Below are 26,053 nucleotides of genomic sequence, written 5' to 3'. Positions count from 1 at the left end.
CGGTATGTCAGACAACAATTACCAGCCTGCAAAAGTATGGCAATGGCATCAGGAAGGTGGCGGAACCTGGTCTGCCATTAACCGTCCCACCGCCGGAGCCCGCTATCAGCAAGCATTGCCCGTCGGCAGGCATCCCCTGCAACTCTATTCGCTGGCAACGCCTAACGGCCAGAAAGTTACCATCTTATTAGAAGAACTGCTGGCACTGGGCATCAGCGGCGCAGAATATGATGCCCATCTGATTCGCATCAATGAAGGAGAGCAGTTTTCCAGCGGCTTTGTTGAGGTTAACCCAAATTCAAAAATCCCGGCGCTGCTGGATAACAGTGTCACACCGCCGCGCAGGGTGTTTGAATCCGGTGCGATTTTGCTTTATCTGGCAGAAAAATTTGGCCATTTCCTGCCGAAACAGGCCGCTCAGCGTACCGAAGCGCTTAACTGGCTGTTCTGGCTGCAGGGCTCCGCGCCTTATCTCGGCGGGGGATTTGGCCATTTCTATCACTACGCGCCGGAAAAAATCAAATATGCCATCGATCGCTTCACCATGGAGACCAAACGTCAGCTGGATGTGCTGGATCGGCATCTTGCCACTCACCCCTATCTGGCGGGTGAGGAATACAGTATTGCTGATATTGCCACCTGGCCGTGGTATGGCAACCTGGTGTTCGGCCAGCAGTATGACGCCGGGGAATTCCTGGACGTTGCCAGCTACAAAAACGTTCTGCGCTGGGCGCATGCCATTGCGGCCCGTCCTGCAGTGAAGCGCGGGCGTATCGTCAACCGCACCTGGGGTGATCAGAACGAACAGCTCGCCGAACGCCATGACGCCACCGACTTTGATAAGCTGAAGTAACCTCTCTGACCTGCGGAGCCTGCCGGCTCCGCCATAACACCACGGAATCAGACATGACGAAAACCGACCATTTTCGGGTAGGCGAGTGCGAAATCTTTAAAGTGCTGGAACAGGAAATCCCCCTTCCAGCAACCATGCTGTTTCCCGATCAGCTAACGGATCACTTTCAGCCATCCACTCTGCAACTGTCAGTACACAGCTGGGTAGTTAAAACCCCGGACGCACTCATAGTGATTGATACCGCCAGCGGCAATCAGCGTGAACGTCCGGCCAGCCCGATGTTTCATCAGCTTAATACTGACTATGCACAGCGTCTGAATAACATACTGGGCGATCGCCGGCAGGTAAACTGGGTACTGATGACGCATTTACACGGTGACCACGTTGGCTGGAACACACACCGGGTGAATGACCAATGGCAACCTATGTTTCCCCATGCCCGCTATATCTGTTCTGATGCAGAACTAACACGCTGGCAGCAGGACCCGTCGCGCGCCGCGATGGTGGCAGACAGCCTGACGCCGGTTATTAACGCCGGCTTACTGCATACCATTAGTCCCCACGAACGACCGCAATTTGCCGGGGTGCTGCACTATGAACCGACGCCGGGCCACAGTTATGATCATGCCTCAATCATTTTACACAGTGCCGGAGAGTATGCCCTGTTCAGCGGCGATCTGATGCACAATGAAATCCAGGTCAGTCAGCCCGGGCTGGCTTCACGTTTTTGCGAACATCGTCAGCAGGCTGAAAGCCAACGTCGCCGGATGCTCGACTGGGCAGCCGATCGCCATGCTTTGTGGTTCAGTTCACATTTTGCCGGTCGTTCTGCCGGATATATTCAGCGGCAAAAACAGGGGTTTCGCTGGCAGGCTGTCTGAGAAAAAAGGGGGCAGCATTGCCCCCTGCACTTTCAGTCAGAATTTGTAGTCGAGAGAAACAGAGAAATTACGTGGTGCGCCGTAAACAGCATATGTCTGAATGTAGTCGTAATAAGACCGGTCAAACAGATTATTAACGTTACCCTGCACCGCCAGCTGTTTTGTCAACTGATAACGAGCAAACAGATTAACCAGTGCATAGCTGCCCTGGCTGGCACGAATGCTTGATCCATCCGGACCGGTCACGCTCTGCCAGATGCTGTTTTGCCAGTTTACCCCGCCACCCAGCGTCAGATCACGCAGTACCGCTGGCCGGTAACTGGTGAACAATTTCATGGTGGTGCGTGGCATAAAGGTACTCAGCTCATTGTGCTGATTATCCACCGCGTAGAAGCGACTGGCGCCAAAAGTCATCTGCCAGTTATCGGTTAACGCGCCGTTAACTTCAAAATCAACCCCTCTGGTTTTGGTGCCGTCAACCGCATCATAGGCCGTTTCCGTGGTGCCCGGCACATAGTTTTCGGTGGCGACCGCGTATTTATCCACGTCGGTCCGGAACAGCGACAGACTGGCACTCAGACGCCCGTTATTCCAGTCGCCTTTTATCCCGGTTTCGTAGCTTTTGCCCTGCATCGGAGCCAGATACTGGCCGTTTCCGTCACGTCGGGTTTGCGGCTGGAAAATAGAGGTATAGCTGACATAGGCGGAGTAGGTATCATTAATGTCATAGACCAGGCCGGCATAAGGCGCGAGGTTATCATCACTGAGATTGCCGGAAGAGCCAGCCGCTTGCCAATCAGTGTAGGTAGCGCCAAGGATCAGGTTAAGCGGATCAGCCAGCGACAGGCGGGTAGCCAGATAGCCCATTTTCTGACGGATGGTGTCGTGCTGTGACTCTTTCCAGTCGCTCCAGCCTTCATCAGGTAACGAGCCGTCGAAATGGTTAAAATCACCATAATCAACGGTGGGATTAGACGAATTCCAGAATTTGTTATCTTCACGGCTGTAGCTCAGACCGCCGATAAGCTGATGCTGGCGGCCAAACAGCTCAAACGGGCCGTTAGCATACAGATCGCCGGCGTCCACTTTACGTTTACCCCGGTTCCAGCCACCGTAATAGGTTACCCCCTGGCCGGTAACCTGATCCGGGTAACCGTAGGGATAGGTCATTTTGCTGTCGAGAGTAGCTTCAGCATGGGTGCCATTCAGCTTGACTTCCCAGCCGTTATCAAAGCGCTGGGTCAGCGTGGCAAAAGCTTTTTTCGATTCATTATCGGAATAGGCCCAGCTCGGCGATACGCTAAAGCTGCGATCATAATGGGTAGTACTGCCATTACTGTACCAGGGTGGCAGACCGCCCCAGGTCGGACTACTGGTGTGCCCCTGCTGATACTCATAGCCCAGTGACAGGGTGGTGGAATCTGTCAGGTCGGCATCGACAACACCATAGAGGAATTTTTTACGGAAATGGTAGCGGTCCAGCCAGCTGTCATTATCCTGATAACCTGCCACTACGCGGCCACGAACGTTACCTGACTCGGTAAGCGGTGCAGAGAGATCCATCACATAACGCTGTTTATCCCAGCTACCGTAGCTGGCAGACAGGTTGCCGGTAAAGGTTTTGCTGTCAGCGTGTTTACGGACCATATTCACCGCCGCAGACGGATTACCCGTGCCGGTCAGCAGCGCGGTGGCACCACGGGTGACTTCAATGCGATCATACAGCGCGGTGTCGCTGGTTGCGTCACCAAAGTTCCATACGTTACTGATTGTGGTAGGAATCTCATCATAAAGATACTTGTTGATCATAAAACCGCGCGAATAGAACGTGGTGCGATTTGAGTCAACGCTGTAAGCACTCACTCCGGTAGTATTAGTCAGCACATCGGTCAGACTTTGCAGATTCTGATCCTGCATACGCTGTTTGGTAATGGTGCTCACCGACTGCGGGACGTCACGGGGCGCCAGCTGCATTTTCGTGCCCGATTTGGTCAGCGGCCGGCTGTAATCGTGGCTGGTATTGTCGCTGTCGCTGCTATCACTGCTGGCATTGACGGTCATGGTTTGTTCTTTACTGCTGCTGGCAGCTGCGACCGTGGGTGCGTACAATGTCCCCGCTATCATCATTGCCAGTACGGAGAATGCCGGACGCCCCCCCGCACGCGCGCCTTCCCTGATACGAAAAAGCTCGTAAAACATGATTATTCCTCTGTGTATTTCTGATTATGGAGCGAACCTCTTCAGGGTCCTGCTCGCCGCTGCTTACGGACGGAGATAAGCCAGATACGCCTCTCCCTGCCGGGATGTTGTGTCCGGATCCTGAGCGTGCGCTTAATTGAAAAGTGGCTTGTACGACCTGCAATTAATGCAATTCAGAATGAGCCCACAAAAACAAATGAGAACTATACGCATTAGTATTAAGCATGTAAATATATGTTAATTTTTATATTTGACAATTGGATAATAACAAACCGTTCGCAACTTTATTGTTGCAGGGGGGGCACCACAAGGCGTTTTCGCCGCTCAACGACGCGTAATACGGTCAACGGGCGGAAGAAACTACAGGATGAATAATCAACCGGGCGTTTAGCGAACCTTTCAGAACCGGGGATGGCCCGGCTGAAGCATTATTTCATATAGGCTTTCATTACTCTGAGCATAATATCCAGTCCGCCAGCACGCTTTGCCGGATCATCTTCATGCACCAGATGGTCATGCAGATGCCCTTCAATCACTACCTGCATCAGTCCATTAACCGCACCGCGTACTGCCGCTATCTGCTGCAACACTAAATCACAATCGGCTTCCTGCTCCAGCATCTTACCTAACCCACTAAGCTGGCCCTGAATACGGTTTACCCGTGCCTGTAATTTTTTCTTGTCATGGATGGTATGCGCCATGGTATCTCTCCTCTGTTCGCTGGGCGCAGTATAACAGATGAACATTGATATACCAGGGGGGAGTATATATACTCTCACTGCCAAAATACTCCCCTGGGGTATATTTAATAATAAGGAACTGACAGATGTTTGACTTCGCTACCTTTATTCAGCACAGCAATGCCTGGCTATATCTGCCGGGGGCCATTCTTCTCGGCGCCCTGCATGGACTGGAACCTGGTCACTCGAAAACCATGATGGCAGCGTTTATCGTTGCTATCCGTGGCAGCGTTCGTCAGGCAATATTACTGGGCGTAGCGGCAACGCTTTCTCATACGCTGGTGGTCTGGCTGGTAGCACTGGCAGGAACCTGGCTTAGCACTCGCTTTACCGTCGCGGCAGCTGAACCCTGGCTAACCCTGGTCTCTGCACTGATTATTGTTGTCATCGCCGGCTGGATTGCCTGTCAAAACTGGCGCCAGCAACAGATGCGCCGCCAGCCGCTCACCACAGACACCCCTCTTTGCGTGGTGGATACCGGACATGGGCGGGTTGAAGTCTCGCTGGTTCAACAGCAGGGGGAAAAACGCTGGCAACTGCGTACACGCAGCGGCCGCCGCTGGCAGGCTAATGAAGTGACCATAGCCGCAGCGTCTGGCGGCGGCTTTGCCCCTCTGTTTCAGTTTCGGATGGTCGACGGGGTCCTGCATTCAACGCAGGCAGTCACCTCAGTTCAGCCGCCTGCCGGTGCCCGGCTGATGCTCAGTCATGGTGGACATAGCCATGAATACGATCTGCGGTTTGCCCGGCCGGACGGTGAAGCCGGCCCTTTGCCGGATGCACACCAGCAAGCCCATGCCAGGCAGATTAAAAAACGGTTTAGTGGCCAGGCTGTCACTCACGGTCAGATTATCCTGTTCGGCCTTACCGGGGGATTGATCCCCTGCCCGGCGGCCGTCACGGTGTTGCTGCTCTGCCTGCAAATGAAAGCGCTGGTGGTGGGTTGTGCCCTGGTACTGTGCTTCAGTCTCGGACTGGCATTAACCCTGGTTGCCGTAGGCGTGGCCGCAGCACTAAGTATCAACCAGCTGGCACAACGCTGGGACGGTTTTGATGCGCTTGCCCGGCGCGCGCCGTGGTTTTCCGTTGCGCTGATGCTCGCCATGGCAGGGATGATGGCTTATCACGGCTGGCAGGGATTACATCCCTGAGCGTAACAAGGCGGTGCCGGGTCGCATAGCTATTGCGTCTATGCTGGCACCGGCCGGGGCAAAGTCATATTTTCAGGTTACGTCCTGCCAGCATGGCAAACAGCATCTGCACAACCACAGTCAGCAGCAATATGACCAGCGCCGGTTGCCAGGCATGAAATACCCGCTGGATCACGCCAAAAACCAGCGGGCCGACAGAAGCCGTAATATAACCGACACATTGCGCCATGCCTGACAGCGCCGCCGCCTGATGATGATTGCGCGTACGCAGACCGAACAGTGACAAACTGATAAGCAGCGCGCCGCCGTTGCCAATACCGGTTATCAGCATCCACCACAACGCCAGCGCCGGCACGATAAGCAGCCCGGCAATACCAATAAAAATGGCCAGACTAGCAACAAAGGCCAGCAGGCGCTGATCGCTGGACTTTTTGAGTAACGCGACGCCAAACAGGTTAACCACAATCGCCACGATCTGGTAACAAAACAGCAAGCCGCCCGCCGCATTCGCGCTAAATCCCTGACTCTGGGCATAAGGGGTAAACCAGGCAAGCAGCGTGTAAAAACTCAGGCTTTGCAGGGCCATAAACAGCGAAACCTGCCAGCCAAGTGCACTTCGCCACGGGCTGGGCAGCGGCCCGGCGGGCGGCGAAGAAACAGGTAGCTTTGCCGTCATCTGCCCCGCTTCAGCCCCCCCCGCTGCGCGGCAATGCCCTGGCGCGATAGCCCCAAAGGATTGCCGCCAGTATTGCCGGTAATGACCAGATGCCAAGGGCAAACTGCCAGCTGCCACTCAGTGCTGCCAGCGGGTTGGCAATGCCAGAAGCCAGGCTAGCGGTGACCGACATCACGGTAACGTATAATCCGATAATCGCCGCGGGGTTACGGCTGAAATCACGCCGGGCGAGTGCCGGTAGCAACACGTTTGCCAGCGCAATTCCGGCGGGCATTAACAGCGTACCCAACCACAGTGCCCACTGCGACCCCAGAGAGCGTATCAGCGTGCCGGAGGCCACCAGCAGCACCGCGATAAACAGCGCACGCTCCAGTCCAACCCGACGAGCCAGCAACGGGGCCAGCGGAGCCAGCAGACCAAACGCCAGCAGAGGCAAGGCATTAAGCCAGCCGGCTGAAACGGCGCTAAGATGAAAAGTCATCATTAGCGGGCCGAGCAACGGACCTACGCTGGTAATCGGCGCGCGTAACGTTGCGCCCAATAAAATAATGGCGCTAAGGGTCAGCAGGCTGGGAACGGAAGACGGCGGCGGTTTAATCATGTTACGCGTACCTTATCATGGCTGTTTTCGTCATGGTTAATGGCGTTGATTAACGTTAACGCGTACGAGAAAAGGTTTTTTTTCGGCTGACGCGCATTACAGGCAAAAAGCCAGGCAGCGGCAACGTATTGATTCATCCACCTAAACTGGCGGATTCTGCGCTTCGTTGTCAATTGGTTAATGAAGTTGCCTTGCACCACGCGGCTGATAACACTATCATTCCCCCGCTTTTATCAATCACTTACTGAGGAGTCCACTCTTGGACAGTCATCCCGGCGGGTTACGCCAGGTTAATCAGTAAGTCAGTCCCACGCTGCTGGTCGCTGGCTTACTCTTGTCGGCACGGCAGACCTTTTCTGTTGTTCCCTCTTTGCTATATCTGACGATAGCAGGTTTAACCTGTATGTAACCCCTCACGATCTGCGGAACACAAACCGCTAAATTGAGGTGTAACATGGACTGGAAAATCTTTTTTTTGCGCGCACTGGTCGCGCTACTGCTCGGCGCGCTGATTGGCGCAGAGCGGCAATTTCGTCAGCGTCTTACTGGCTTACGTACCAATGCGTTAGTCTGCACCGGCGCCTGCTTATTCGTTGTCATGACCCAGTGTGTTCAGGGGCTGGACGCCACCCGCGTGGCTGCTTACGTGGTATCGGGTACCGGCTTTCTTGGTGGCGGTGTGATCATGCGCGATGGTATGAACGTACGCGGCCTGAATACGGCCGCCACGCTGTGGTGTACGGCGGCAATCGGCGTACTCTGCAGTATGGGGCTGATTCTGCAAGCAGCTCTCGGCTGCGTCATTATTCTGTGCGCAAATATACTGCTGCGTGAAGTCACGCTACGCATTAACGGCCAGCACGGACTGGCGGCCAGTGAAGCCGCCCAGCTCTATCATCTGCAACTAACCTGCCTGGCTGAGGAAGAAGTTCAGATGCGTAGCCTGATTCTGGAAGGACTGAAAAATGGTCGCCTGCAGCTACAGGGGCTGGAAAGTGAGGATCTGCCGCAGGCCGGAAAAATGCGGGTTCAGGCCGATATGCTGGGACTGCCTGGCGCCGCTCACCACGTTGAGAAACTGGTCAGCCGTCTTAGCCGCGAAAGAGGCGTCAGCGCAATCCGCTGGCAGCTGGGTGAAATGGCCGTTGCCTGAGCCTATCATCACAGGCGGCACGCGGTGAAATATGACAATCCTGTGGAGCAAGCATCAATGGATAACCCGCAGACAAGACACCTCTCTCATCGCCGGCATTGACCTGCCTGACGTCACCATCGTCTCACCACAGGCGGTGAGACAGGATAGTGCTGCCGGGTGCCTGCAACATTTGCTGAGTAACCGGGAAGCGCAGCCCCTGCCAGTCTGGCTTTTGTATTCTTGTGCCAGTGACGATCCGGCACGTTTGCGTAAATGCCTTAACCTTATGCGTGAAAAGAGGCCGCAGATTACTGGTACCGCTGTACCGACCGCCCCGGAGCATGAAACTGACGCAGCAAAAGGCACGGAATGAACAGCATGCAACTTGAAGCCGCCGGCTAACCTCGTCATAATTTTTCGGTAAATGATAATCACTTTCACCCTGACAGGATGACTGCAATGTCCGATTCCCCGATATTAACACCACTGCCACAGCGGGTACGGAACGAACTGGCCTTTCGCCAGATTACACTTGAAAAGAAAGTCAGGCTGGCCAGCGCTTTTTACCGTCTGACGTTTAGCGGTGAGGCGCTATCAGGCTTTACATCCCGCGGTTTTGACGATCACATCAAACTTTTTTTCCCTGACCCGCAAAGCGGCACGCTGCTGGTACCCAGCGTCAGCGACGATGGCATCATCTCGCCTGAAGGGCCGCGCCCGGTGATGCGTGATTACACGCCGCTGGCCTTTAATGCACAAAACAACCACTTAACCATTGATTTTTATATTCATGCGCCGGGCGTAGCCAGTGACTGGGCCGCAGCCGCCACGCCGGGTGACACCCTGCTCATTGGTGGCCCACGCGCATCCTTACTGGTCCCGGCTGACTATGCTAAGCAAATTTATCTGTGTGATGAAACCGGTCTGCCCGCCGTGCAGCGACGTCTGAACGATCTTGCCGCCACCCCTGGTGAACGCGAACTTTGTCTGTATGCGTTCACCGATGCCAGTATTGGTGAGGCCTATCTTGACACTCCCCTGCAACTGGAGCGCCACTGGCTTGGCAGCGGCATGATGCACGGCGAAAATTTACAGCAAGCGTTAAGCGCGTTACAGGCACAGACAACCGGCGCCGACTACTTTATCTGGATAACCGGTGAAGGCTCGGCGGTAAAACAGCTGACCGACCGACTGCTGGAAACCCGACCACTGGAAAAAGAGCGGATACGGGCCGTGGCCTACTGGCACGCTAAGTCCATCAGATAAGCCGGCTAGGCAAGACGAAATACCGAGATGGCCTGTTTAAGCGAATTCACCATTGATTGCTGTTGCTGTGCCACCTGTAACGTTTGTGCCACATGCTCAAGGTTATCCTGCACGCTTTGATCAATGCTGACGATGCTGTCTTTCATCTGACGGGTGCGGCTTCCCTGCTCCTCGCTCATTTGTGACAGTTCTGATATCAGCTGAGACAGCGCGTCAATACAGCTCATTACTTCAGTCATCGTCTGCCCGGCGTGTTCAACCTGACGCTGCCCGCTTTGCGTACTGTCGGCCGCGGCATTAATCAGCTGACGAATATCTTCTGACGCGTTTTCACAGCGTTGTGCCAGGGTGCGGACTTCTGTCGCAACCACGGCAAAACCGCGGCCATGCACCCCGGCGCGGGACGCTTCCACCGAGGCATTCAGCGCCAGAATATTGGTCTGGAAGGCGATACTGTTAATCAATTCCAGCACGCCACTTACCCGCAGTGAGTCTTCACTTACCCGGTCCATTAACTGCCTGGCCGCATCAATGTTCTCCTGACCCCGAGCGGCGACATGGCGAGCATTGCCGGCCAGCTGGCAGGCGGCCAGGGTTTTGTCGCTGGTATCTGCGGCGGCGAGGTTCATGTCGGCCATGGCGCTGGCGACCTGCGCCAGCGAACCCACCTGAGCATGACTACGTTGTGACAGATTGGCATTACGCTGCAGCATGCTTTCCGCTTCACTTAACAGCGCCACGACACTCTGATTGACCTGGTTTAAGGTACTGTGCATGGTGCCTAACGTAGAGCTAAAGGTACGGGCAAAAGGGGTCTTACTGGCGGCATTATCCGCAACCAGCGTCAGATAACCGGGTTCCCGATTAATCCAGGCGGCCAGCTGAGCCACCTCGCTGGCTGCACGGGCATCTGCGGCCATGTGGCGGGCAATCCATAGCAGCATAATGGTTTGCAATATCACAAATAACCCATGTACAAACACCATATGCCAGCCGCTATGGACGAAGACTACCACGCCAAACAAATGATGTTGCTGAAGATAATTAAACAGTATGTGGTGCAGCGCAGCCGTCGCGGCACCAGCCAGCAGCGGCAGATAATCACGGTAGGCCAGTAACGCGGACAGCAACACAAAAACCGAGAAGTGGTATTCTGTCTCACCATTACCCAGCTGAATAAGCAACCCGGCAAAGGCCAGCAACACTATTGCAAAGCCAAGCCGGCTGACAACACTGCCCCAGAACAGATAACGCAGTCCGCTCGCCAGAAGCACCAGTATCGCACCGGTGATAACTGCCAGGTGGAACTGATCCGTCAACCCGCCCAGCAACATAACGATCAGCCACAGCGCACAGCATAGTGAAAACATCAGCCTGTCGGCCTGACGCCAGATGCGGATTAAAGAGGTTCCTTCGGGGGGATAACTTTTTATACCAGTCGGGGCTTCAGCAGACATAGCGGCTTTTCCAATCGCTAAAAACCGTTTTATCGGCGACATTGCTGATAACTTTAAAAAAACCCTTTGTATTCGCCGGCAAACTGCGCACCGGCGTCATGCAGCTTCGCCGGCAACCAGACGGCGGGGGGCGTGAGTCGCCGCGCCTGCCAGCCGGGGTTTTGTGGTTTCTGGCTGGAACATAAAGTCAAGGATATGGCGCACAACCTGACCAGCAACCACCCCATGGTCACCGCCGTTTTCCAGTATCAGGGCCATGGCAACCGCGGGATGCTGGTATGGCGCGAAGGCAGTGTAAAAAATATGATCGCGCAGGCGCAGCGGAATTGCGCGGGCGTTATAGGCCTGATTTTGCTTCAGGCCAAACACCTGTGCCGTACCACTTTTGGCCGCGATGCCGTAGCGCGCGCTGTGGAAATATTTATAGCCAGTACCGTTTGGCGCGTTCGCCATGCCAAACATGGCCTGACGAACCAGTGCCCAGTAAGGCGAGCTGGCTGAAGCTATCTGCCCGACCGCTGCCGGCGAACGGTAATCACTAACCTGCCGGCCGGAACGGATTGCATAACGTAAGTGGGGAGTCATCACCCGGCCGTTGTTCAGCAGTGTCACCAACGCTTTTACCATCTGAATCGGCGTCGCCGTCCAGTAACCTTGGCCAATACCAACCGAAATGGTATCCCCCTGATACCAGGGCTGGTGGTGCGCACGCTTTTTCCAGCGACGTGAAGGCAGCAGCCCGGGATATTCTTCATGCAGATCAATCCCTGTCAGCTGGCCATAACCAAATTGTGACAGCATAGTGTGAATGCGATCGATACCCATTTCAAAGGCTACCTGATAGAAAAAAGTGTCGGCCGACTCCTCAATCGCTTTACTGACGTTCAGCACACCATGCCCGCTTTTTTTCCAGTCACGGTAACGACGGCGGGTGCCCGGCAGGGTCCATTGCGCGCCACCATAAAACGTCGTTTGTGGTGAAATGACGTTATCCAGCAGCGCCGCCATAGCCATATAGGGCTTGACCGTTGAAGCCGGCGGATAAAGGCCCTGGGTAACGCGGTTAATCAGCGGCAGACCGGGATCTGCTAACAATTGATGATAGGCCTGGTAGCTGATGCCTTTAACAAAAGGATTAGGGTCATAACCCGGACAGGAAACCATTGCCAGCACAGAAGCATCCTGCGGATTTTCTATCAGCACTGCGGCGCGCTGCCCTTGCAACTGGCGGGTGACGAACAGTTGCAAGGGTAAATCGAGAGTCAGGTAGAGATTTTTACCGGCGACTGGCGGCACTTCTTTCAGCACCCTAACAATCCGGCTGCGGTTGTCGACCTCAACTTCCTGATAGCCCGTTTTACCGTGCAACAGCGACTCGTAATAGCCTTCAATTCCCTGCTTACCAATATTGCGATCGGCCAGATAATTTTCCTGCTGTCCACTCGCTATCAGTCGTTGCTCATCCGCTGCGTTAATCCGGGAAACATAGCCAAGCACGTGTGACAACGCGGCGCCATAAGGATATTGTCGCTGAAAGTAGCTCTCAATACTGACCCCGCTAAATTTAAACTGATTCACCGCAAAACGCGCCATTTCAAGGCTATTGAGTTGATTTTTCAGCACAACCGGCCGGTAGCGACTGCTGCGACTGAGCGTATGCCAGAAGGTGCTAATGTCGTCCGGTGTCAGATAAATAATGGGCGTCAGCGCCTTAACCAGTGCCGCCATATTATGAATTTTATAGGGCATCACGCTCAGATCGAACATTCTGATATTTTTCACCAGCGGCGTACCATGGCGGTCATAAATGATCCCACGAGTCGGGGCCAGTGGGATCATTTTAATGGCGTTTTGATCGGAGCGAGTCTGATAATACTGAGAGTCTTCAATCTGCAAATGCCAGAGATTCATGATCAGCACGATAAACCCGCAGAGCACCAGCGTGAATGCGGTAAACGCCCGACGGATAAACAGCTTTTCTTGTTGTTCAAAATCGGGCAATTTCATAAGCAGGCATATCCGGGTAGACACGGGGGGAAAACACAGGGTTCATGCAGAGTGTGCCAGCTAAAAAGGGGCATCAGTAAACGAAAAGTGTGACATTTACCCAGGATTGTAACAATCAGGCCGACTGTCGTTCACACAGCCAGAATCCCAGGTCGCGTACCGGTTCAGTGGGCATTATCCCCTCAATTTTATCGGCCAGCATCGTGGCCGCCTCCTCGCCGAGACGCCAGCGATCAATCGCCACGGTGGTGATAGAGGGTGAATGCCAGGCGGCAAAGTCAAGATCGCCAAATCCCATCACTGCCAGCTGCCGGGGAACGTCAATGCCTTGCGCACTGGCTTCAAGAATCGCCCCCTGTGCCAGGGTATCAGAGCTGCAGATCACGGCATCAGGCACCGGCGTCTGTGCCAGCAATCTTTGCATCCCTTCACGCCCAAGACGCAGAGTTGCCGGTAGCCCGGCTTCGGCTTCAACAAACTGACATTCGCGACAGGTTTGCAAAACAGCGATAGCCCCTTGCTTACGCAATAAAGCCCGCTGGTCACCGGTCCATAATAAGCCAAAACGGCGATGGCCTTTGTCGAGCAAAAAGCGCGCGCTCAGATTACCGGCCTTCTCATGGGAAAAGCCGACCAGCATATCAATCGGCGTTGGCGTCAGGTCCCAAATCTCCACCACCGGCAGCGCTGCATTAATCAGGCGTTTCTTCAGTGCCGCCGCATGATGAATGCCGGTCAGCACAATGCCATCCGGTTTACGTGACAGCAAGGTTGCCACCAGCGCCGCTTCGCTATCGCTAGCATAACCCCCGACGCACAGCAGCATATGATAGCCACGCTGCGCCAGGGTATCGCTAATGGCCTGAATCGTATCGACAAACATATTGTTATTGATTTGTGGCACCACGACGGCAATCAGCCTGCTGCGTCGCGACGCCAGGCTACCGGCCAGCAGGTTAGGAATATAGCCGGTTTTTTCTACCGCCAGCATCACCCGCGCCACCGTGGCCGGACGCACAATAGCCGGGTTATTCAAGGCCCGGCTGACAGTCATCGACGATAATCCGGCTTCGCGCGCGACGTCTTCCAGCGTCGGTGCAACGGCGTATTCCCCCCTCTGCTTTCCCCTTGTCATCCCGGCCTCTTCATGATGCAGCTGAAGGTTTTATTATCTGGCATGCTCACCGGCTTTGCCAGCAGTGGTATAGCGGAAAACAAAAAATGTTAGCGCAATCAAATAATCGGTTAAATTCTAATACCTCTAGCATATTCTGTGATCATGAGCGGTTTAAAGATAATTTTTATTATAGATAATCGCAACAGCAAAAATGTTAGCGCAAACATTTTAACCTGGAGGAGGCAAACATGGTAACCAGTGGAAATTCCGACGCGGTCCGCTATGCGCAGGCCAGCGGTGGCGGCAGCGCCGCAGAAAATGCTGATCGTATCGAATGGGTGAATATTACGCTGGCGTTTTTACCGCTGGCGACCCCGGTAAGTGACGCCAAGGTTCTTACCGGCTGGCAAAAGCCCCTGACTGAAGTGGCGATAATCTTTGCTGAAATCCGCAGCCGTGACGGGTTTGAAGGCGTGGGTTTCAGCTACTCCAAGCGCGCAGGCGGACGAGGAATTTATGCACACGCCGCAGAAATAGCCGATAACCTGCTGGGTGAAGATCCAAATGATATTCAGAAAATCTATAGCAAATTACTGTGGGCCGGGGCATCGGTCGGACGCAGCGGCATGGCAGTACAGGCAATCTCACCAATTGATATTGCTTTGTGGGATATGAAAGCCCGCCGCGCCGGCCTGCCGCTGGCAAAACTGTTAGGCGCACAGCGGGATTCTGTACGTTGCTACAATACCTCCGGCGGCTTTCTGCATACGCCGCTGGAGCAGGTGATAAAAAATGTCGCCATTTCGCGCGAAAGCGGTATTGGCGGTATTAAGCTGAAAGTCGGTCACCCGGATAACCAACAGGATCTGCGGCGTCTCACCGCAGTACGCACCGAATTAGGTGATGATTTTCCGCTGATGGTTGATGCTAATCAGCAGTGGGATCGGGAAACGGCGATGCGTATGGGACGTAAAATGGAGAGTTTTAATCTGGTGTGGATTGAGGAGCCGCTTGATGCCTATGACGTGGACGGGCATGCCGCGCTGGCCAGCGCACTGGACACCCCGATAGCCACCGGCGAAATGCTTACCAGCTTAGGTGAACATCAACAGCTGATCCTTGGCAACGCCAGCGACGTGGTTCAACCCGACGCGCCGCGCGTTGGCGGTATTACACCTTTTCTGCAAATTATGGATCTGGCAGCCCGCCACGGTAAGAAACTGGCACCCCATTTTGCGATGGAGATTCACCTGCACCTGGCGGCAGCTTATCCCTCCGAGCCGTGGCTTGAACATTTTGAATGGCTGAACCCGCTTTTTGACGAACAGCTTGAATTACGGGATGGTCGGATGATCATCCCGGCACGCCATGGATTGGGGATTACTATCAGTGAACAGGCACGGCGCTGGACCGTCTCAGAGCGCGCCTGCGGCAAACGCGCATAACCCTTCTCCGGCGCCCAGGCCCGTGGCTCTTCGCTCACGGGCCGGGTCGCGGCAAACGATTATTTTGCGTAGGCTTCAGTAGAAATACGCAGTTCAACTTCATCACTGACCGCCGGAACATACTGGTCGAGTTTGAAATCAGAACGTTTAATGGTGGTAGTGGCATCAAAGCCAATCGCCTGCTTTTTCACCATCGGGTGCATATCCTGCTTATTCAGCAGCGCGTGAAACACCACCGGTTTGGTAATGCCTTTTATGGTCAGATCGCCGGCAACATCAAATTTATTATCACCGGTTGCGCTGACTTTGCTGCTACGAAAAGTGGCCGTCGGGTATTTTTTCACGTCGAAATATTTGGCTCCCAAAAACTCTTTAGTCAGAGCCGGTACTCTGGTATCAATGGTTTTCAGCGGCAGAGTGACATCCACTTTTGATTGCGTGGGGTCGGCTTTATCAAACAGAATATGACCTGATGCATCGCTGATGGAGGCGGTCGGATGGGAAAAACCGAAGTGGGTCCAGGAGACGATCACCGAAGTATGGCCAGGATCAATGGCATAACTTTCACCTGCAGCAGCGGCCAGCTGCGAATAGATACCCAGTCCCATTACCAGCGGTACACACCATTTTTTCATTACTGACATTCGTCGGCCCTTTTATTCAGAATGGAATAGTGATTGTGCAGAATTCTGCTGGCGCAGGTTAGTAAAAGCTTTTGTTAGTATTATTCAAATATTTTAAGCAATATCCCTGAGCAACTATTTTATTGCTCATCATTACGCCGCCAGTCGGCGGCGCGCTAATCAGAAAAAAAGGATATCGCCAGAAGCACAAACGGCGGCGTATTAATCAACCACGCCGGGATAAAGCGCGATCAGCCGGCGCGTCACGCCGTTGGTCCAGCCAAACCCGTCCTGTAACGGATACTCACCGCCACCGCCAGCTTTTACCTCACTACCAACAATGTCATATTTCTCCACCAGCTTGGCATGCTGGCGATAAAAATCATGTACCGTGGTCAGCCAGCGTCGTGCCAGCTCGGCACCCATGGCCTCTTCACCATAAGCATTTAGCCCCTGAATCGCCATCCATTGTAGTGGCGCCCAGGCATTAGGACTATCCCATTGCTGACCGGAATGGTGCAGGGAAGTGACCAGACCACCGGCACTGAGCAGGTCTTTTTCCAGCGCGCGGGCAACAAAAGTGCCTTGCACCGGGCTGGCCAGTCCGACATACAGCGGCACGACAACCGCCGCAGTGTAGGCAGCCAGCCGCTGACGACGCCAGTCATAGTCACGATAAATGTTGGCATGATAATCCCACATATAGCGATCAATTGCGCGCCGCCGCCGAATCGCAAACTGATTAAAACGTGCCGAAGTGGTTTCGTCACCCGCGCTGGCGGAAATGGTAGCGATCATACATTCCAGCTTATACAGCAACGCATTAAGATCGATCGGCAAAAACTGGGTGGTGCGAATGCTGGCCAGCCGGTCCGGATCACGCAGCCAGCGCGAGGAATAATCCCAGCCAGAGGCCGCTCCAGCGCGCAGATCGCGATACACTTCGCTGGCCGGCCGCGAAGACATTCGGGCGGTTTCCACGTCCTCGGCATAGGACTCATCGCGCGGCGTATCGCGATCATCCCAGTAACGGTTAAGCAAAGAACCATCGGGCAATCTCACTACATGACGATACGCCTGCTGTGGTTCCAGTGTAGAAGCGCCATCCATCCAGTAATCATGTTCTTTAATTAACTGGCTGAGGTAACGTTTTGAACCGCGAATGCCGTCCTCTTCAAACAGTTCAACCATCAGCGCAAAAACCGGCGGCTGTGAACGACTCAGGTAATAGGTACGATTGCCATTGGGGATATGACCGTAATTATCAATGAGCCAGGCAAAGTTGTCAGCCATATTGCGCAACAAATCTTCGCGTCCGCTTTCTGCCAGCCCAAGCATGCTGAAATAGGAATCCCAGTAATAGGTCTCACTAAAGCGCCCACCGGGTACAACATAGGATTTAGGCAGAGGTAATAGCGATGAAAACGGTGACTGGCTGCGCGGCTCCTTCGTCAGGATCGGCCACAGTTCATCAATATGCTGAGCAAGCGTTTTGCGCGGATCGGAAACGTAGTCGCTCTCTTCGACCGGAGTATATTCAAAGTTGTCGGCAACAAACTGTTTTAGATCGAATTCCGGCAGATGGCGCAGCCGGCGGTACTCGTCAAGGATCAGCTGCGGATCTTTGAGCGGTGCGCAATCGGCAAACGTTTTGCTGTCAGCAAAGACACGTTCAAGCTGAACCGTCTCGAACAGCTCAAGATATCGGTCTGCCGGCGTCAGAACATCCGGAACCGGCATACCATGAATCACTTCCGGCTGGGGTTCGACCTCAGCCGGATCGGCAGGAATAATTTCCCAGTCTTTGTTGAACAGGTTCTTCTCTTCGTCGTTACTGCCAGGATAGATGTTATCGATATCTTTATGCTGAATATTGATAATAACCTCCTCCTTATACGTCGTCGGGAACCTGACGTAATACTTATTTGCGGATGACGTTTCTTATTATAGAGGAAGGCGTGCTGGAATCAAAACACCTACAATGTAAAAGAGATCAAAAATATAGCGCGCTGATTTATTATCAGTTATTAACCAACACATTTTGTCATATTATTTAAATCGTTTTTCGGATAAGTCTGTGCAAAATAATAACCCACGCATCACAAACCTGACCAACATAAAACAAAGTAACTGACTGTAATTGCTGAGATTATTATAATATCATATTATAACCCCCTGTCTTTTAAATCCAGATTGCCGTGCCAGTCAGTTTATTTAACATCTTTTGCTTTATTTATGACAACCGCATTCTGTCAGGCTGTTATGCGCTGACTGACGAGCGCAGCGTCATAATTAAAACAGGCGACCAGAATAGAGACTGGCGGCACGGACACCTGACAGACATCGTCACTGACTGCCATAACGCTGCGGGGATGACGGTATCTTCAAAGGTGGTTTAAGCCTGGCACCGGCCGGTCCCATCACCACAGCCGTTATTCTACCACACCACATACTGGCGAGCGGTTAGCCGGCTGCCCTCTGCGACCGCCGCACGGAACACAGAGTTAACAGGTGCTCAGCGCACGAAGAAAGGGTCATCCGCCCTGGCATTCAGTAAACACCGGCAGGTTGTCGTATCCTGGCAATAATCACCTTTTTCCGGTTTACCGATAAACCCACCGCACGCCGGACGAAGAACTGTGCAGTTTGTCTGAGAAATTAAACGCCATTCTCAGGCAATAGTATTAACGTCCAGCCACCCGAGACAGGACGTTATTTTCATTGATAAATTTAATTTATCGCCCTGTTTTATCCGTTTCTTATGGATAAGACCTTTCTGGCCTTAATAAAGATTATTAAACGGAAGTTAAATAAAACACCTTTTGTTGCCCTACGGAAGAAAATAGCCTAACTGCAGGTTTAAAATCCGTTTATCATACTGATGATATTATTGCCACGCCTTATGTTACGGGTAATGTTAGCAATTATAATCAATCGTTTACCCTGCATCGTGGTTCAGATTATTATGGCGGAACTATTGTGTCATCTATTCATACAGCAAATAACATTTATGGCGCTAAACCGTTAAACGGCTGGTCTCTTTTTTTGAGTCTGGCTCGGGGTAATATGACTCCGGGCAAGTACTGGCTGGAAAAAAAATACCGTAGAAAATTTGTCATACGTTCTCTTTGTATGCCATTTCACACTTTTTTTTATCTCTCTGAAATGGCAAAAAATCCGTTTTTTAATCAGATTATAAAGGCCCAGCCTGGCCTGCCCTGTCGCTTACAGCGGCCGTGGATGGCGCTGGGTATTAGCCAGAGCCAGAAACTTGCTGGTATTAACAACCACTACCGCACGTTCTGCGAGGCGCTGCCGGCTAATATTACTGACGGTTATCTGTCCGATCGTGGCGCAACGCTGGCGGAGATTAGCGGCAAAAACCAGGAAAAGTTCAGCATTAAATTAACGGCTCACGACTTTCTGAGTAAGGAAGGCGAAGCCTCGCTGCAATTCTGTGACGAAGAGAATACCGTACTGGCTCTGTTGACCTTTGCATTAGTCAACATCGATAACCGAAAAACCATTTTCATTGGTGGCCTGCAAGGGGCAAGAAACGAGACGCCGCACGAGAAAATTCAGCTGGCAACCAAGTCCTGTCATGGACTGTTCCCGAAGCGTTTACTGACCGAGGCCATGATTAATCTGGCGCGCCAATTATCGGTTGAGCAGGTTATCGCCGTCAGTAATGTGAATCATATTTATGCGTCCTGGCGTTACAAGAGCAGGAAAAAAGATAAAATTCACGCAGACTACGATCAGTTCTGGGAGTCGCTTGGTGCGGTACAGGATGCGAAAAACCGCTTCGTGCTACCGTTACAGATGCCAAGAAAAGCAATTGACGATATTGCCAGTAAAAAGCGGGCTGAATATCGCCGGCGTTATGATTTGCTAGACCAGCTCAGCGCACAGATAGCGCAACACTGCCCGCTGGCAGGTTAAAAAAAGCAGCGCAATAGCGCTGCTTTTTTAGCATTTGGCAGGATGCGTCTTAACGCTTATCACTATGATGAACGTCTTTCTGTTCTGCAGTAGAAGACGCTTTACGCACCTCTTTGACCTGATCGGCCGTCACCGCGCTGGCCTGATTCCCCCAGCTATTGCGCACAAAGGTCAGCAAACTGGCAACCTGCTGATCGTTAAGCCGCCAGCCAAAATCCGGCATCGACATACCGCTTTTCGCGCTCTGTGTAACCGCGGCTTTGCCCCCTTTCAGCACAATACTGATCAATGATGAGGGATCATCACTCATCAGCGCGCTATTGTGCGCCAACGCCGGGAATGCATTGGTATAACCTTTACCATCAATGCGATGACAGGCGGCACAGTTGTCCATATATTCTTGGGCACCAGGCTGGCTGACGTCACCTTTTACCAGGGCGGCCGTGGTGTCATCCTGTTGTGCAGGTGCTTTGGCAGCCGGATCGGAAGGTTTAAGCGATTTCAGGTAGACCGCCATCGCCTTCAGGTCAGCATCACTGAGATACTGGGTACTATGCTCAATCACATCCGTCATTGAACCAAACGCCATGGTGTTGCTGGTTCGGCCGGTTTTCAGAAAGGTTTCAATCTCCTCCTGCTTCCAGCGTCCCAGGCCATCTTTCATGTTGCCGGTCAGATTGGGCGCATGCCAGCCTTCCAGCGTTCCACCCGTCAGATAGGCACTGTCATTTTGATCCAGTGCTTTTTCCTCAAAAGCAATACCACGCGGCGTATGGCAGGTACCGCAGTGTTCCAGCCCCTGTATCAGATAAGCGCCGCGATTCCATTCAGCACTCTGATTGGCATCGGGCTGAAACACGTCGTTGTCATGGAATAGCCGGTTCCAGAGCCCCAGCGGCCAGCGCATATTGAGCGGCCACGGAATATCACTGTCACGATTAGCCTGTTTAACCGGCTGCACCTGCTGCATAAAAAAATCGTACAGCGCGTGCATATCTTCGTCATTAATTTTCGCAAACGAGGTATAAGGCATCGCCGGATAAAGATGATGACCATCTTTCGCAATTCCGTCTCGCAGCGCGGTGGCGAACTCCTGATAACTGTATTCACCAATACCGGTCTCTTTATCCGGGGTAATGTTAGTACTGTATATTGCCCCGACCGGCGTTGACATTTTCAGGCCACCCGCAAAAGGTTTGCCGTCTGCGGCAGTATGACAGGCCACGCAGTCACCCGCCGTTGCCAGATACTGTCCCTTGCTGATCGCGGAGCTACCATCAACGGCGTAAGCACCAAGTGGCAGCCACGCCAGTGATAACAGGGAAATGATTCCTTTTAAACGCATAGTCATTGTCGTCTCTACCCTGTTTATGCCTGGACCAGCGGTCCGGGGTTAGCCAGATACTGAGTGCGAATAGCGTGCGCAGCAAACAGCGCCGTGGCACCCACGATGCCCGTCGGGTTGTAAGACAGGTTTTGCGGAAAGCAGCAAGCACCCAGCACAAACAGGTTGGGCACATCCCAGCTCTGCAAATATTTATTCACCACGCTGTTTTTAGGATTGTCGCCCATCACCGCACCGCCAGTGGTGTGGGTTGACTGATAGGGGCGCACATCATAATGGGCCTTCATGCCTTTAAAACCCATTTCATAGGATTTTGGTGCAATATGCTTCACGATCTCCTCGGCTTTACTGCCGATGAATCCCGTCATTTTCAGCTCATTTTCCTGCCAGTCGAAGGTCATCCTCAGCAGCGGCTGTCCAAAGACATCTTTGTAAGTTGGGTCGAGGTCAAGGTAGCACTGCTTATAGGGCATAACCGAACCGGAAGCCCCGACCCCCATCGAATGCAGGTAATTATCTTTGATAGACGCTTTCCAGCCGGATCCCCATTTGGGCGCTTTACCTGGCAGGGTCATTTGCTGAATTGGTCGGCCGCCGGTGGTGGTCGCGGAGATAGTTGAACCGCCGATAAAGCCGAGGCTGGCGTGATCAAAGTTTTCCGCATTAAATTCGTCGATATACATCCCGGTGGTACCGGTGGCCGCGAACGGATTGAAGTAAGTGTCTTTATCAAAGAACAGTTTAATACCACCGGTCATCTGATAAGCATAATTACGGCCAACCACGCCTTCACCTGTAGCAGGATCGTAAGGTTTACCAATTTTAGATAACAGCAACAAACGAACGTTATGCAGCTGGAAGGCGCTCAGCACCACCAGATCTGCCGGCTGTTCAACTTCCTGCCCGTTAGCATCGATATAGGTAACACCGGTCGCTTTCTTGCCGGTGGCATCGGTATTCACCCGCAAAACATGTGACTGGGTACGCAACTCAAAGTTTTTATAAGGACGCAACGCTGGTAATACGTTGGCATTAGGCGATGCTTTCGAGTAGTTAAAACAGCCGTAACGCTCACAGAAACCACAGTAATTACACACGCCAAGGTCAATACCATAGGGATTGGTGTAAGGTTCTGAGCAGTTTGCCGCCGGCACCGGAAACGGATGATAGCCGAGTTCTTTTGCCACCTTACTGAACAGCATGCCGCTGTACTGCTGCTTCAGCGCTTTCGTCGGATAGGGATTTTTGCGCGGCGCTTCAAACGGATTGCCGCCGTCAATTTTTTCGCCGTTAATATTGCCGGCCTGGCCTGCTGTTCCACAAATTTTTTCAAATTTATCAAAAAACGGCTCCATCTCTTCATAACTGAAGGGATAATCCTGCACCGTCATGTCTTTGGGAATAAAGTCCGCACCGTATTTTTCAATCACGGTGCTGCGCATTTTAATATCCGCTTCCAGCGGACGCCACAGCATGCCATTCCAGTGCACTCCGGCACCACCTACGCCATCACCAGGCAAAAATGAACCAAAACGGCGATAAGGCAGCGCAGTTTCACCACTGGTATGCCGCACCGTTACGGTCTCTTTTGACGCATTCTGGAAAAGCTTGAGACGAATTCCATAGGTCAGTTCATCAATAATGCGCGGGTAAGCAAAATCAGGATAGGTATCACGCGCTTCGCCGCGCTCCAGTGCGAGGATCTTCAGCCCTGTATCAGCCAGCTCCATTGCCATCATCGAACCTGTCCAGCCAAAGCCGACAATAACGATATCAACCGGATCTTTTTTAATTGCCACGATTAAACGCTCCTTTTTCCGGAAATACTCACCGGCCCTAACGGATAAGGTTTGTTAGGGTTATCCATCACCTGCTGATAGTCGGCACGAGCGCCGGGGAATCCGATTAATTTCCAGGAGGCGAGCGTCTGGTTACCACCGTGCAGCGGATCAGCGAGGTATCCTTCTTTGGTATTTTCCAGCAGCTGTTCAAAGAATAATTTGCCCGGCACATCATCAAAGGTCAGTTTGCCCTGCTCCAGCTGGTGCAAAATATCTTCCTGCTGCTGATGGCTGAGATCGGCAAACACTTTCTGAAACTGCTGCTGACAGTGACCGTTAACCGCTTTGATACCACGGCGATACGTTTCACGCGGCACCAGATTTGACTGATAGCCCAGTTCAGCAGGGGCACTGGCGTAAGGTGCCTGCATATACCACAAATGGCCATAACCGTAGGGCAGTTCCATCTGTTTATCGATAAAAACCGGCACGCCTTCACTCACTGCCCCCGGCCCGTTGGCATCGGTCGGGATCAGACGATCGGTGGCGGCAAGAATAAATCGCCACTCATCGTTATTAAAAAAAACAGGAACGTAATGCGCTGAAACCCCTTCTGCTTTGGTATCTGCATCAGCAGCAAGGGAACCAAGAGAAACGACGCTGCTGCTACCTACGGCAGCCAATGGGATAATCGACAGCGTTTTTTGAAGAAAACGCCGCCGCGAGGGCACGCCCTCGTTGCTTTTCTTGCTCATTGTGCTTTCCAGTCGGTGATAACCAAACAAAACAAGTGCATAACGTAACCATCAGCTACAACAACGTTAAGCACGCTAATAGTTTTTTGAAGTATTTTAACTGGAGATAAAATAATCTTATTTTTTGTCAGGGTAAGCCGCAAAAAATGTTAACAAATGTTAATGAAGAGGAAAAATATCGCTAACAATGACGCAACATAAAGAAAACAACTTACTGATATTAAACATGATTAACCGGAAAAAACGTTACCCGCAATCTGTTATAAACCCCAGCGCTTTTACTGTTATAGCCCGAGCTGGCAATCTGACTGCCCGTTGACAACAAACCTACTGTCCTTTGCTATTGCCAGACCGCCAGTTGCGCGCAGTGCGATCGGCTTCTGCCGGCTGCTGCTATGACTGGCCGCTCACCGCCCTGGTGAAAAGCGCGCTTAGCATCAGTTTTATGGAACAACGCACCGGTGTTTTAGCGCAGAATAATTTCTGCACAGAATATTTAACCCGTTTATTGCTATTTTCTGGCAGTTATTCTTTTCGTACATTTATATTATCCGGCTTATTTTTCGCAAAGCTGTTACTTTCCAGAATTTATCAGAAACCCATTGCGGCTATCAGCGTTTTATTACTGACACAGATATAGCATTCATTCCATGTGGCAACGATATTGCCCGGCGTCGGCCGGCAGTAATGTCGCGCCTCAGGCTACCCGCAGCTGATAGCAGGCAGTATCCCACAACACCGATCACCATAATGATGTAGCGATAATAAAAATAATTATCATCCACATTGAATATTGAGAATAATTCCTTTTTAACAGCGAAATAATTACTAATTAATCATTTTACTGAGGGATATAAACAAAAAATTAAAAAATAAGCCTTTTCACCATTTCTATTTTTATTCGGCTATGCATAATATGTAACATCACCTGATACTTATATTCAAAATAACCTCCGGGAGTCACCATGCTTACCAATGATATGACGGCGAAGCTCAACGAGCAGCTGAATCTTGAATTTTATTCTGCCAACCTTTACCTGCAAATGAGCGCCTGGTGTAGCGATAAAGGCTTCGAAGGTGCAGCGGCCTTTCTGCGTGAACATTCACGCGAAGAGATGGATCACATGCAGCGTCTGTTTAACTATTTAAGCGATACCGGAGCAATGCCAGTACTGGGCAGTATTGACGCGCCGCCGGTAACCTTTAACTCGCTGTCTGAAGTCTTTGCGCTGACTTACGAGCACGAAAAGCTCATCACCAGAAAAATCAATGAACTGGCCCATGCCGCCATGACCAGCCAGGATTATTCAACCTTTAACTTCCTGCAGTGGTATGTTGCAGAACAACACGAAGAAGAGAAGCTGTTTAAAGCGGTTATCGATAAGCTCTCCCTGGTGGGTGAAGACGGTAAAGGCCTCTATCTGGCAGACAAAGATTTGGGCAAAATGGGCGCCCAGCAACCGGTGTGATCCTGTGTGCCGCTGCGCTACAGCGGCATAGGTGAATCATAGCGCCAGGCTATAGAAACGCGAATCAACCGCCATACGCGGAAAGGCGACAGGTAAATCGTCGCCATCAATCAGGCTAAAGCCGTGCTTTTCGTAGAAACGATGTGCAGCAAGAAAAGCGGCCGTGGTGCCCAGATAAACCGCCTGCATTTCCTGCTCACGGGCATGGGACAACAGCCGGGTTAACAATGCCAGCGCCACGCCATGCTGTTTACCGCGCCACCCGGCTGCCACAAACATTTTACGCAATGCGCCCTGCCGGTTACCAATATCCTTTAACGCAATACAGCCCACAACCTCATCCCCGGCGAGAGCCAGCCAGAATCCGCCCTTGCCCTGCTGATAAAACCCGGCGACGTCCTGCAAATCCGGCTGCTGCTGGGCAGTAATCGCAATGGAAAATTCTGTTGTCTGAATGGGAACAATCAGATCAATAACCTGCTGGCGAAAATCGGGGCGCCATTCCTGAATACGGATGGATTCCATAACAAATTCCTGCATGGTGCGCAACGTAAAAGAGGATCTCTACCTTAATCAATAATGCATCCACGCGCGACCCTGTTTTCTCAAT

General features: G+C 52.4%; 22 protein-coding genes. 9 read left to right on the top strand and 13 right to left on the bottom strand.

What is annotated here, in order from left to right:
- Nucleotides 1-4: 4 nt before the first annotated feature.
- Both yghU and BL249_RS07555 read left to right on the top strand, forming a co-directional pair.
- Nucleotides 5-853 (top strand): glutathione-dependent disulfide-bond oxidoreductase, encoded by an 849-nt coding sequence (gene yghU, locus BL249_RS07560; protein ID WP_099706035.1) that lies wholly within the window; start codon nt 5-7, stop codon nt 851-853.
- A gap of 53 nt (nt 854-906) precedes the next feature.
- On the top strand, nt 907-1,734 hold the full coding sequence (locus tag BL249_RS07555) for an MBL fold metallo-hydrolase (protein ID WP_099706034.1): 828 nt from the start codon (nt 907-909) through the stop codon (nt 1,732-1,734).
- Nucleotides 1,735-1,770: 36 nt separating this feature from the next.
- On the opposite strand, the gene fhuE is transcribed toward BL249_RS07555, so the two are convergent.
- Complete coding sequence (gene fhuE, locus BL249_RS07550; RefSeq protein WP_099706033.1) at nt 1,771-3,933, bottom strand: ferric-rhodotorulic acid/ferric-coprogen receptor FhuE; 2,163 nt, start codon at nt 3,931-3,933, stop codon at nt 1,771-1,773.
- Nucleotides 3,934-4,361: 428 nt separating this feature from the next.
- Nucleotides 4,362-4,634, bottom strand: a complete 273-nt coding sequence (locus BL249_RS07545) for a metal/formaldehyde-sensitive transcriptional repressor (RefSeq protein WP_099706032.1) — start codon at nt 4,632-4,634, stop codon at nt 4,362-4,364.
- 125 nt (nt 4,635-4,759) lie between these two features.
- Here BL249_RS07545 and BL249_RS07540 point away from each other — a divergent pair, with 125 nt between their 5' ends.
- Complete coding sequence (locus BL249_RS07540) at nt 4,760-5,824, top strand: HoxN/HupN/NixA family nickel/cobalt transporter (protein ID WP_099706031.1); 1,065 nt, start codon at nt 4,760-4,762, stop codon at nt 5,822-5,824.
- Nucleotides 5,825-5,888: 64 nt separating this feature from the next.
- On the opposite strand, the gene BL249_RS19125 is transcribed toward BL249_RS07540, so the two are convergent.
- Both BL249_RS19125 and BL249_RS19120 read right to left on the bottom strand, forming a co-directional pair.
- Entirely contained in the window at nt 5,889-6,500 is a 612-nt protein-coding gene (locus BL249_RS19125; protein ID WP_199073453.1) for an MFS transporter, read from the bottom strand.
- A 10-nt stretch (nt 6,501-6,510) separates the two neighbouring features.
- The gene (locus tag BL249_RS19120; protein WP_199073451.1) at nt 6,511-7,101 is read right to left on the bottom strand and encodes an MFS transporter; all 591 of its coding nucleotides are present in this window, start codon (nt 7,099-7,101) and stop codon (nt 6,511-6,513) included.
- A gap of 454 nt (nt 7,102-7,555) precedes the next feature.
- On the opposite strand from BL249_RS19120, the gene BL249_RS07530 reads away from it, so the two are divergent.
- The 3 genes from BL249_RS07530 to BL249_RS07520 all read left to right on the top strand — a co-directional run bounded on the left by BL249_RS07530 (nt 7,556) and on the right by BL249_RS07520 (nt 9,502).
- A complete protein-coding gene (locus BL249_RS07530; protein ID WP_099706030.1) occupies nt 7,556-8,254 on the top strand; it encodes an MgtC/SapB family protein in 699 nt (232 codons plus the stop codon).
- Between the two features lie 31 nt (nt 8,255-8,285).
- Complete coding sequence (locus BL249_RS07525) at nt 8,286-8,609, top strand: hypothetical protein (RefSeq protein WP_099706029.1); 324 nt, start codon at nt 8,286-8,288, stop codon at nt 8,607-8,609.
- Nucleotides 8,610-8,695: 86 nt separating this feature from the next.
- Nucleotides 8,696-9,502 carry a siderophore-interacting protein gene (locus tag BL249_RS07520; RefSeq protein WP_342633904.1) on the top strand — a complete coding sequence of 269 codons (807 nt, stop codon included), beginning with the start codon at nt 8,696-8,698 and terminating at the stop codon, nt 9,500-9,502.
- Between the two features lie 5 nt (nt 9,503-9,507).
- Here the strand turns inward: BL249_RS07520 and BL249_RS07515 are convergent, their stop codons facing one another.
- The 3 genes from BL249_RS07515 to BL249_RS07505 form a co-directional block, all read right to left on the bottom strand.
- Nucleotides 9,508-10,959 carry a methyl-accepting chemotaxis protein gene (locus BL249_RS07515; protein ID WP_099706027.1) on the bottom strand — a complete coding sequence of 484 codons (1,452 nt, stop codon included), beginning with the start codon at nt 10,957-10,959 and terminating at the stop codon, nt 9,508-9,510.
- Between the two features lie 96 nt (nt 10,960-11,055).
- Complete coding sequence (mrdA, locus tag BL249_RS07510; protein WP_099706026.1) at nt 11,056-12,966, bottom strand: penicillin-binding protein 2; 1,911 nt, start codon at nt 12,964-12,966, stop codon at nt 11,056-11,058.
- Between the two features lie 115 nt (nt 12,967-13,081).
- Nucleotides 13,082-14,101: a LacI family DNA-binding transcriptional regulator gene (locus tag BL249_RS07505; RefSeq protein WP_099706025.1), complete on the bottom strand. Its 1,020-nt coding sequence runs from the start codon at nt 14,099-14,101 to the stop codon at nt 13,082-13,084.
- A 230-nt stretch (nt 14,102-14,331) separates the two neighbouring features.
- Between BL249_RS07505 and BL249_RS07500 the strand changes: the two genes are divergently transcribed.
- Nucleotides 14,332-15,528 (top strand): L-talarate/galactarate dehydratase, encoded by a 1,197-nt coding sequence (locus BL249_RS07500; RefSeq protein WP_099706024.1) that lies wholly within the window; start codon nt 14,332-14,334, stop codon nt 15,526-15,528.
- A gap of 59 nt (nt 15,529-15,587) precedes the next feature.
- Here BL249_RS07500 and BL249_RS07495 read toward each other — a convergent pair whose 3' ends face one another.
- Together BL249_RS07495 and treF are read right to left on the bottom strand one after the other, a co-directional pair.
- The gene (locus BL249_RS07495) at nt 15,588-16,136 is read right to left on the bottom strand and encodes a YceI family protein (protein WP_446717702.1); all 549 of its coding nucleotides are present in this window, start codon (nt 16,134-16,136) and stop codon (nt 15,588-15,590) included.
- A gap of 237 nt (nt 16,137-16,373) precedes the next feature.
- Nucleotides 16,374-17,966, bottom strand: coding sequence for an alpha,alpha-trehalase TreF (gene treF, locus BL249_RS07490; protein ID WP_256385423.1), 1,593 nt, complete (start codon nt 17,964-17,966; stop codon nt 16,374-16,376).
- A gap of 1,164 nt (nt 17,967-19,130) precedes the next feature.
- Between treF and BL249_RS07485 the strand changes: the two genes are divergently transcribed.
- Nucleotides 19,131-20,093, top strand: coding sequence for a VirK/YbjX family protein (locus BL249_RS07485; RefSeq protein ID WP_241898960.1), 963 nt, complete (start codon nt 19,131-19,133; stop codon nt 20,091-20,093).
- 49 nt (nt 20,094-20,142) lie between these two features.
- Here the strand turns inward: BL249_RS07485 and BL249_RS07480 are convergent, their stop codons facing one another.
- From BL249_RS07480 to BL249_RS07470, 3 genes are read right to left on the bottom strand one after another with little or no spacing between them, the layout of a single operon-like run.
- Nucleotides 20,143-21,444 (bottom strand): c-type cytochrome, encoded by a 1,302-nt coding sequence (locus BL249_RS07480; protein ID WP_099706021.1) that lies wholly within the window; start codon nt 21,442-21,444, stop codon nt 20,143-20,145.
- Nucleotides 21,445-21,461: 17 nt separating this feature from the next.
- Entirely contained in the window at nt 21,462-23,237 is a 1,776-nt protein-coding gene (locus BL249_RS07475; protein WP_199073449.1) for a GMC family oxidoreductase, read from the bottom strand.
- A 2-nt stretch (nt 23,238-23,239) separates the two neighbouring features.
- Nucleotides 23,240-23,974, bottom strand: a complete 735-nt coding sequence (locus BL249_RS07470; RefSeq protein WP_099706019.1) for a gluconate 2-dehydrogenase subunit 3 family protein — start codon at nt 23,972-23,974, stop codon at nt 23,240-23,242.
- A 965-nt stretch (nt 23,975-24,939) separates the two neighbouring features.
- On the opposite strand from BL249_RS07470, the gene ftnA reads away from it, so the two are divergent.
- Nucleotides 24,940-25,443: a non-heme ferritin gene (gene ftnA / locus BL249_RS07460; RefSeq protein ID WP_099706017.1), complete on the top strand. Its 504-nt coding sequence runs from the start codon at nt 24,940-24,942 to the stop codon at nt 25,441-25,443.
- Between the two features lie 36 nt (nt 25,444-25,479).
- Here ftnA and BL249_RS07455 read toward each other — a convergent pair whose 3' ends face one another.
- Complete coding sequence (locus tag BL249_RS07455; protein WP_099706016.1) at nt 25,480-25,968, bottom strand: GNAT family N-acetyltransferase; 489 nt, start codon at nt 25,966-25,968, stop codon at nt 25,480-25,482.
- Between the last annotated feature and the right edge of the window lie 85 nt (nt 25,969-26,053).

The sequence above is a fragment of the Erwinia sp. OLFS4 genome (genome assembly GCF_002752165.1).
GTDB lineage: Bacteria > Pseudomonadota > Gammaproteobacteria > Enterobacterales > Enterobacteriaceae > Izhakiella.
The sequence above is the reverse complement of the archived record's forward strand: the minus strand, read 5'-3'. Positions and strand labels throughout refer to the sequence as shown.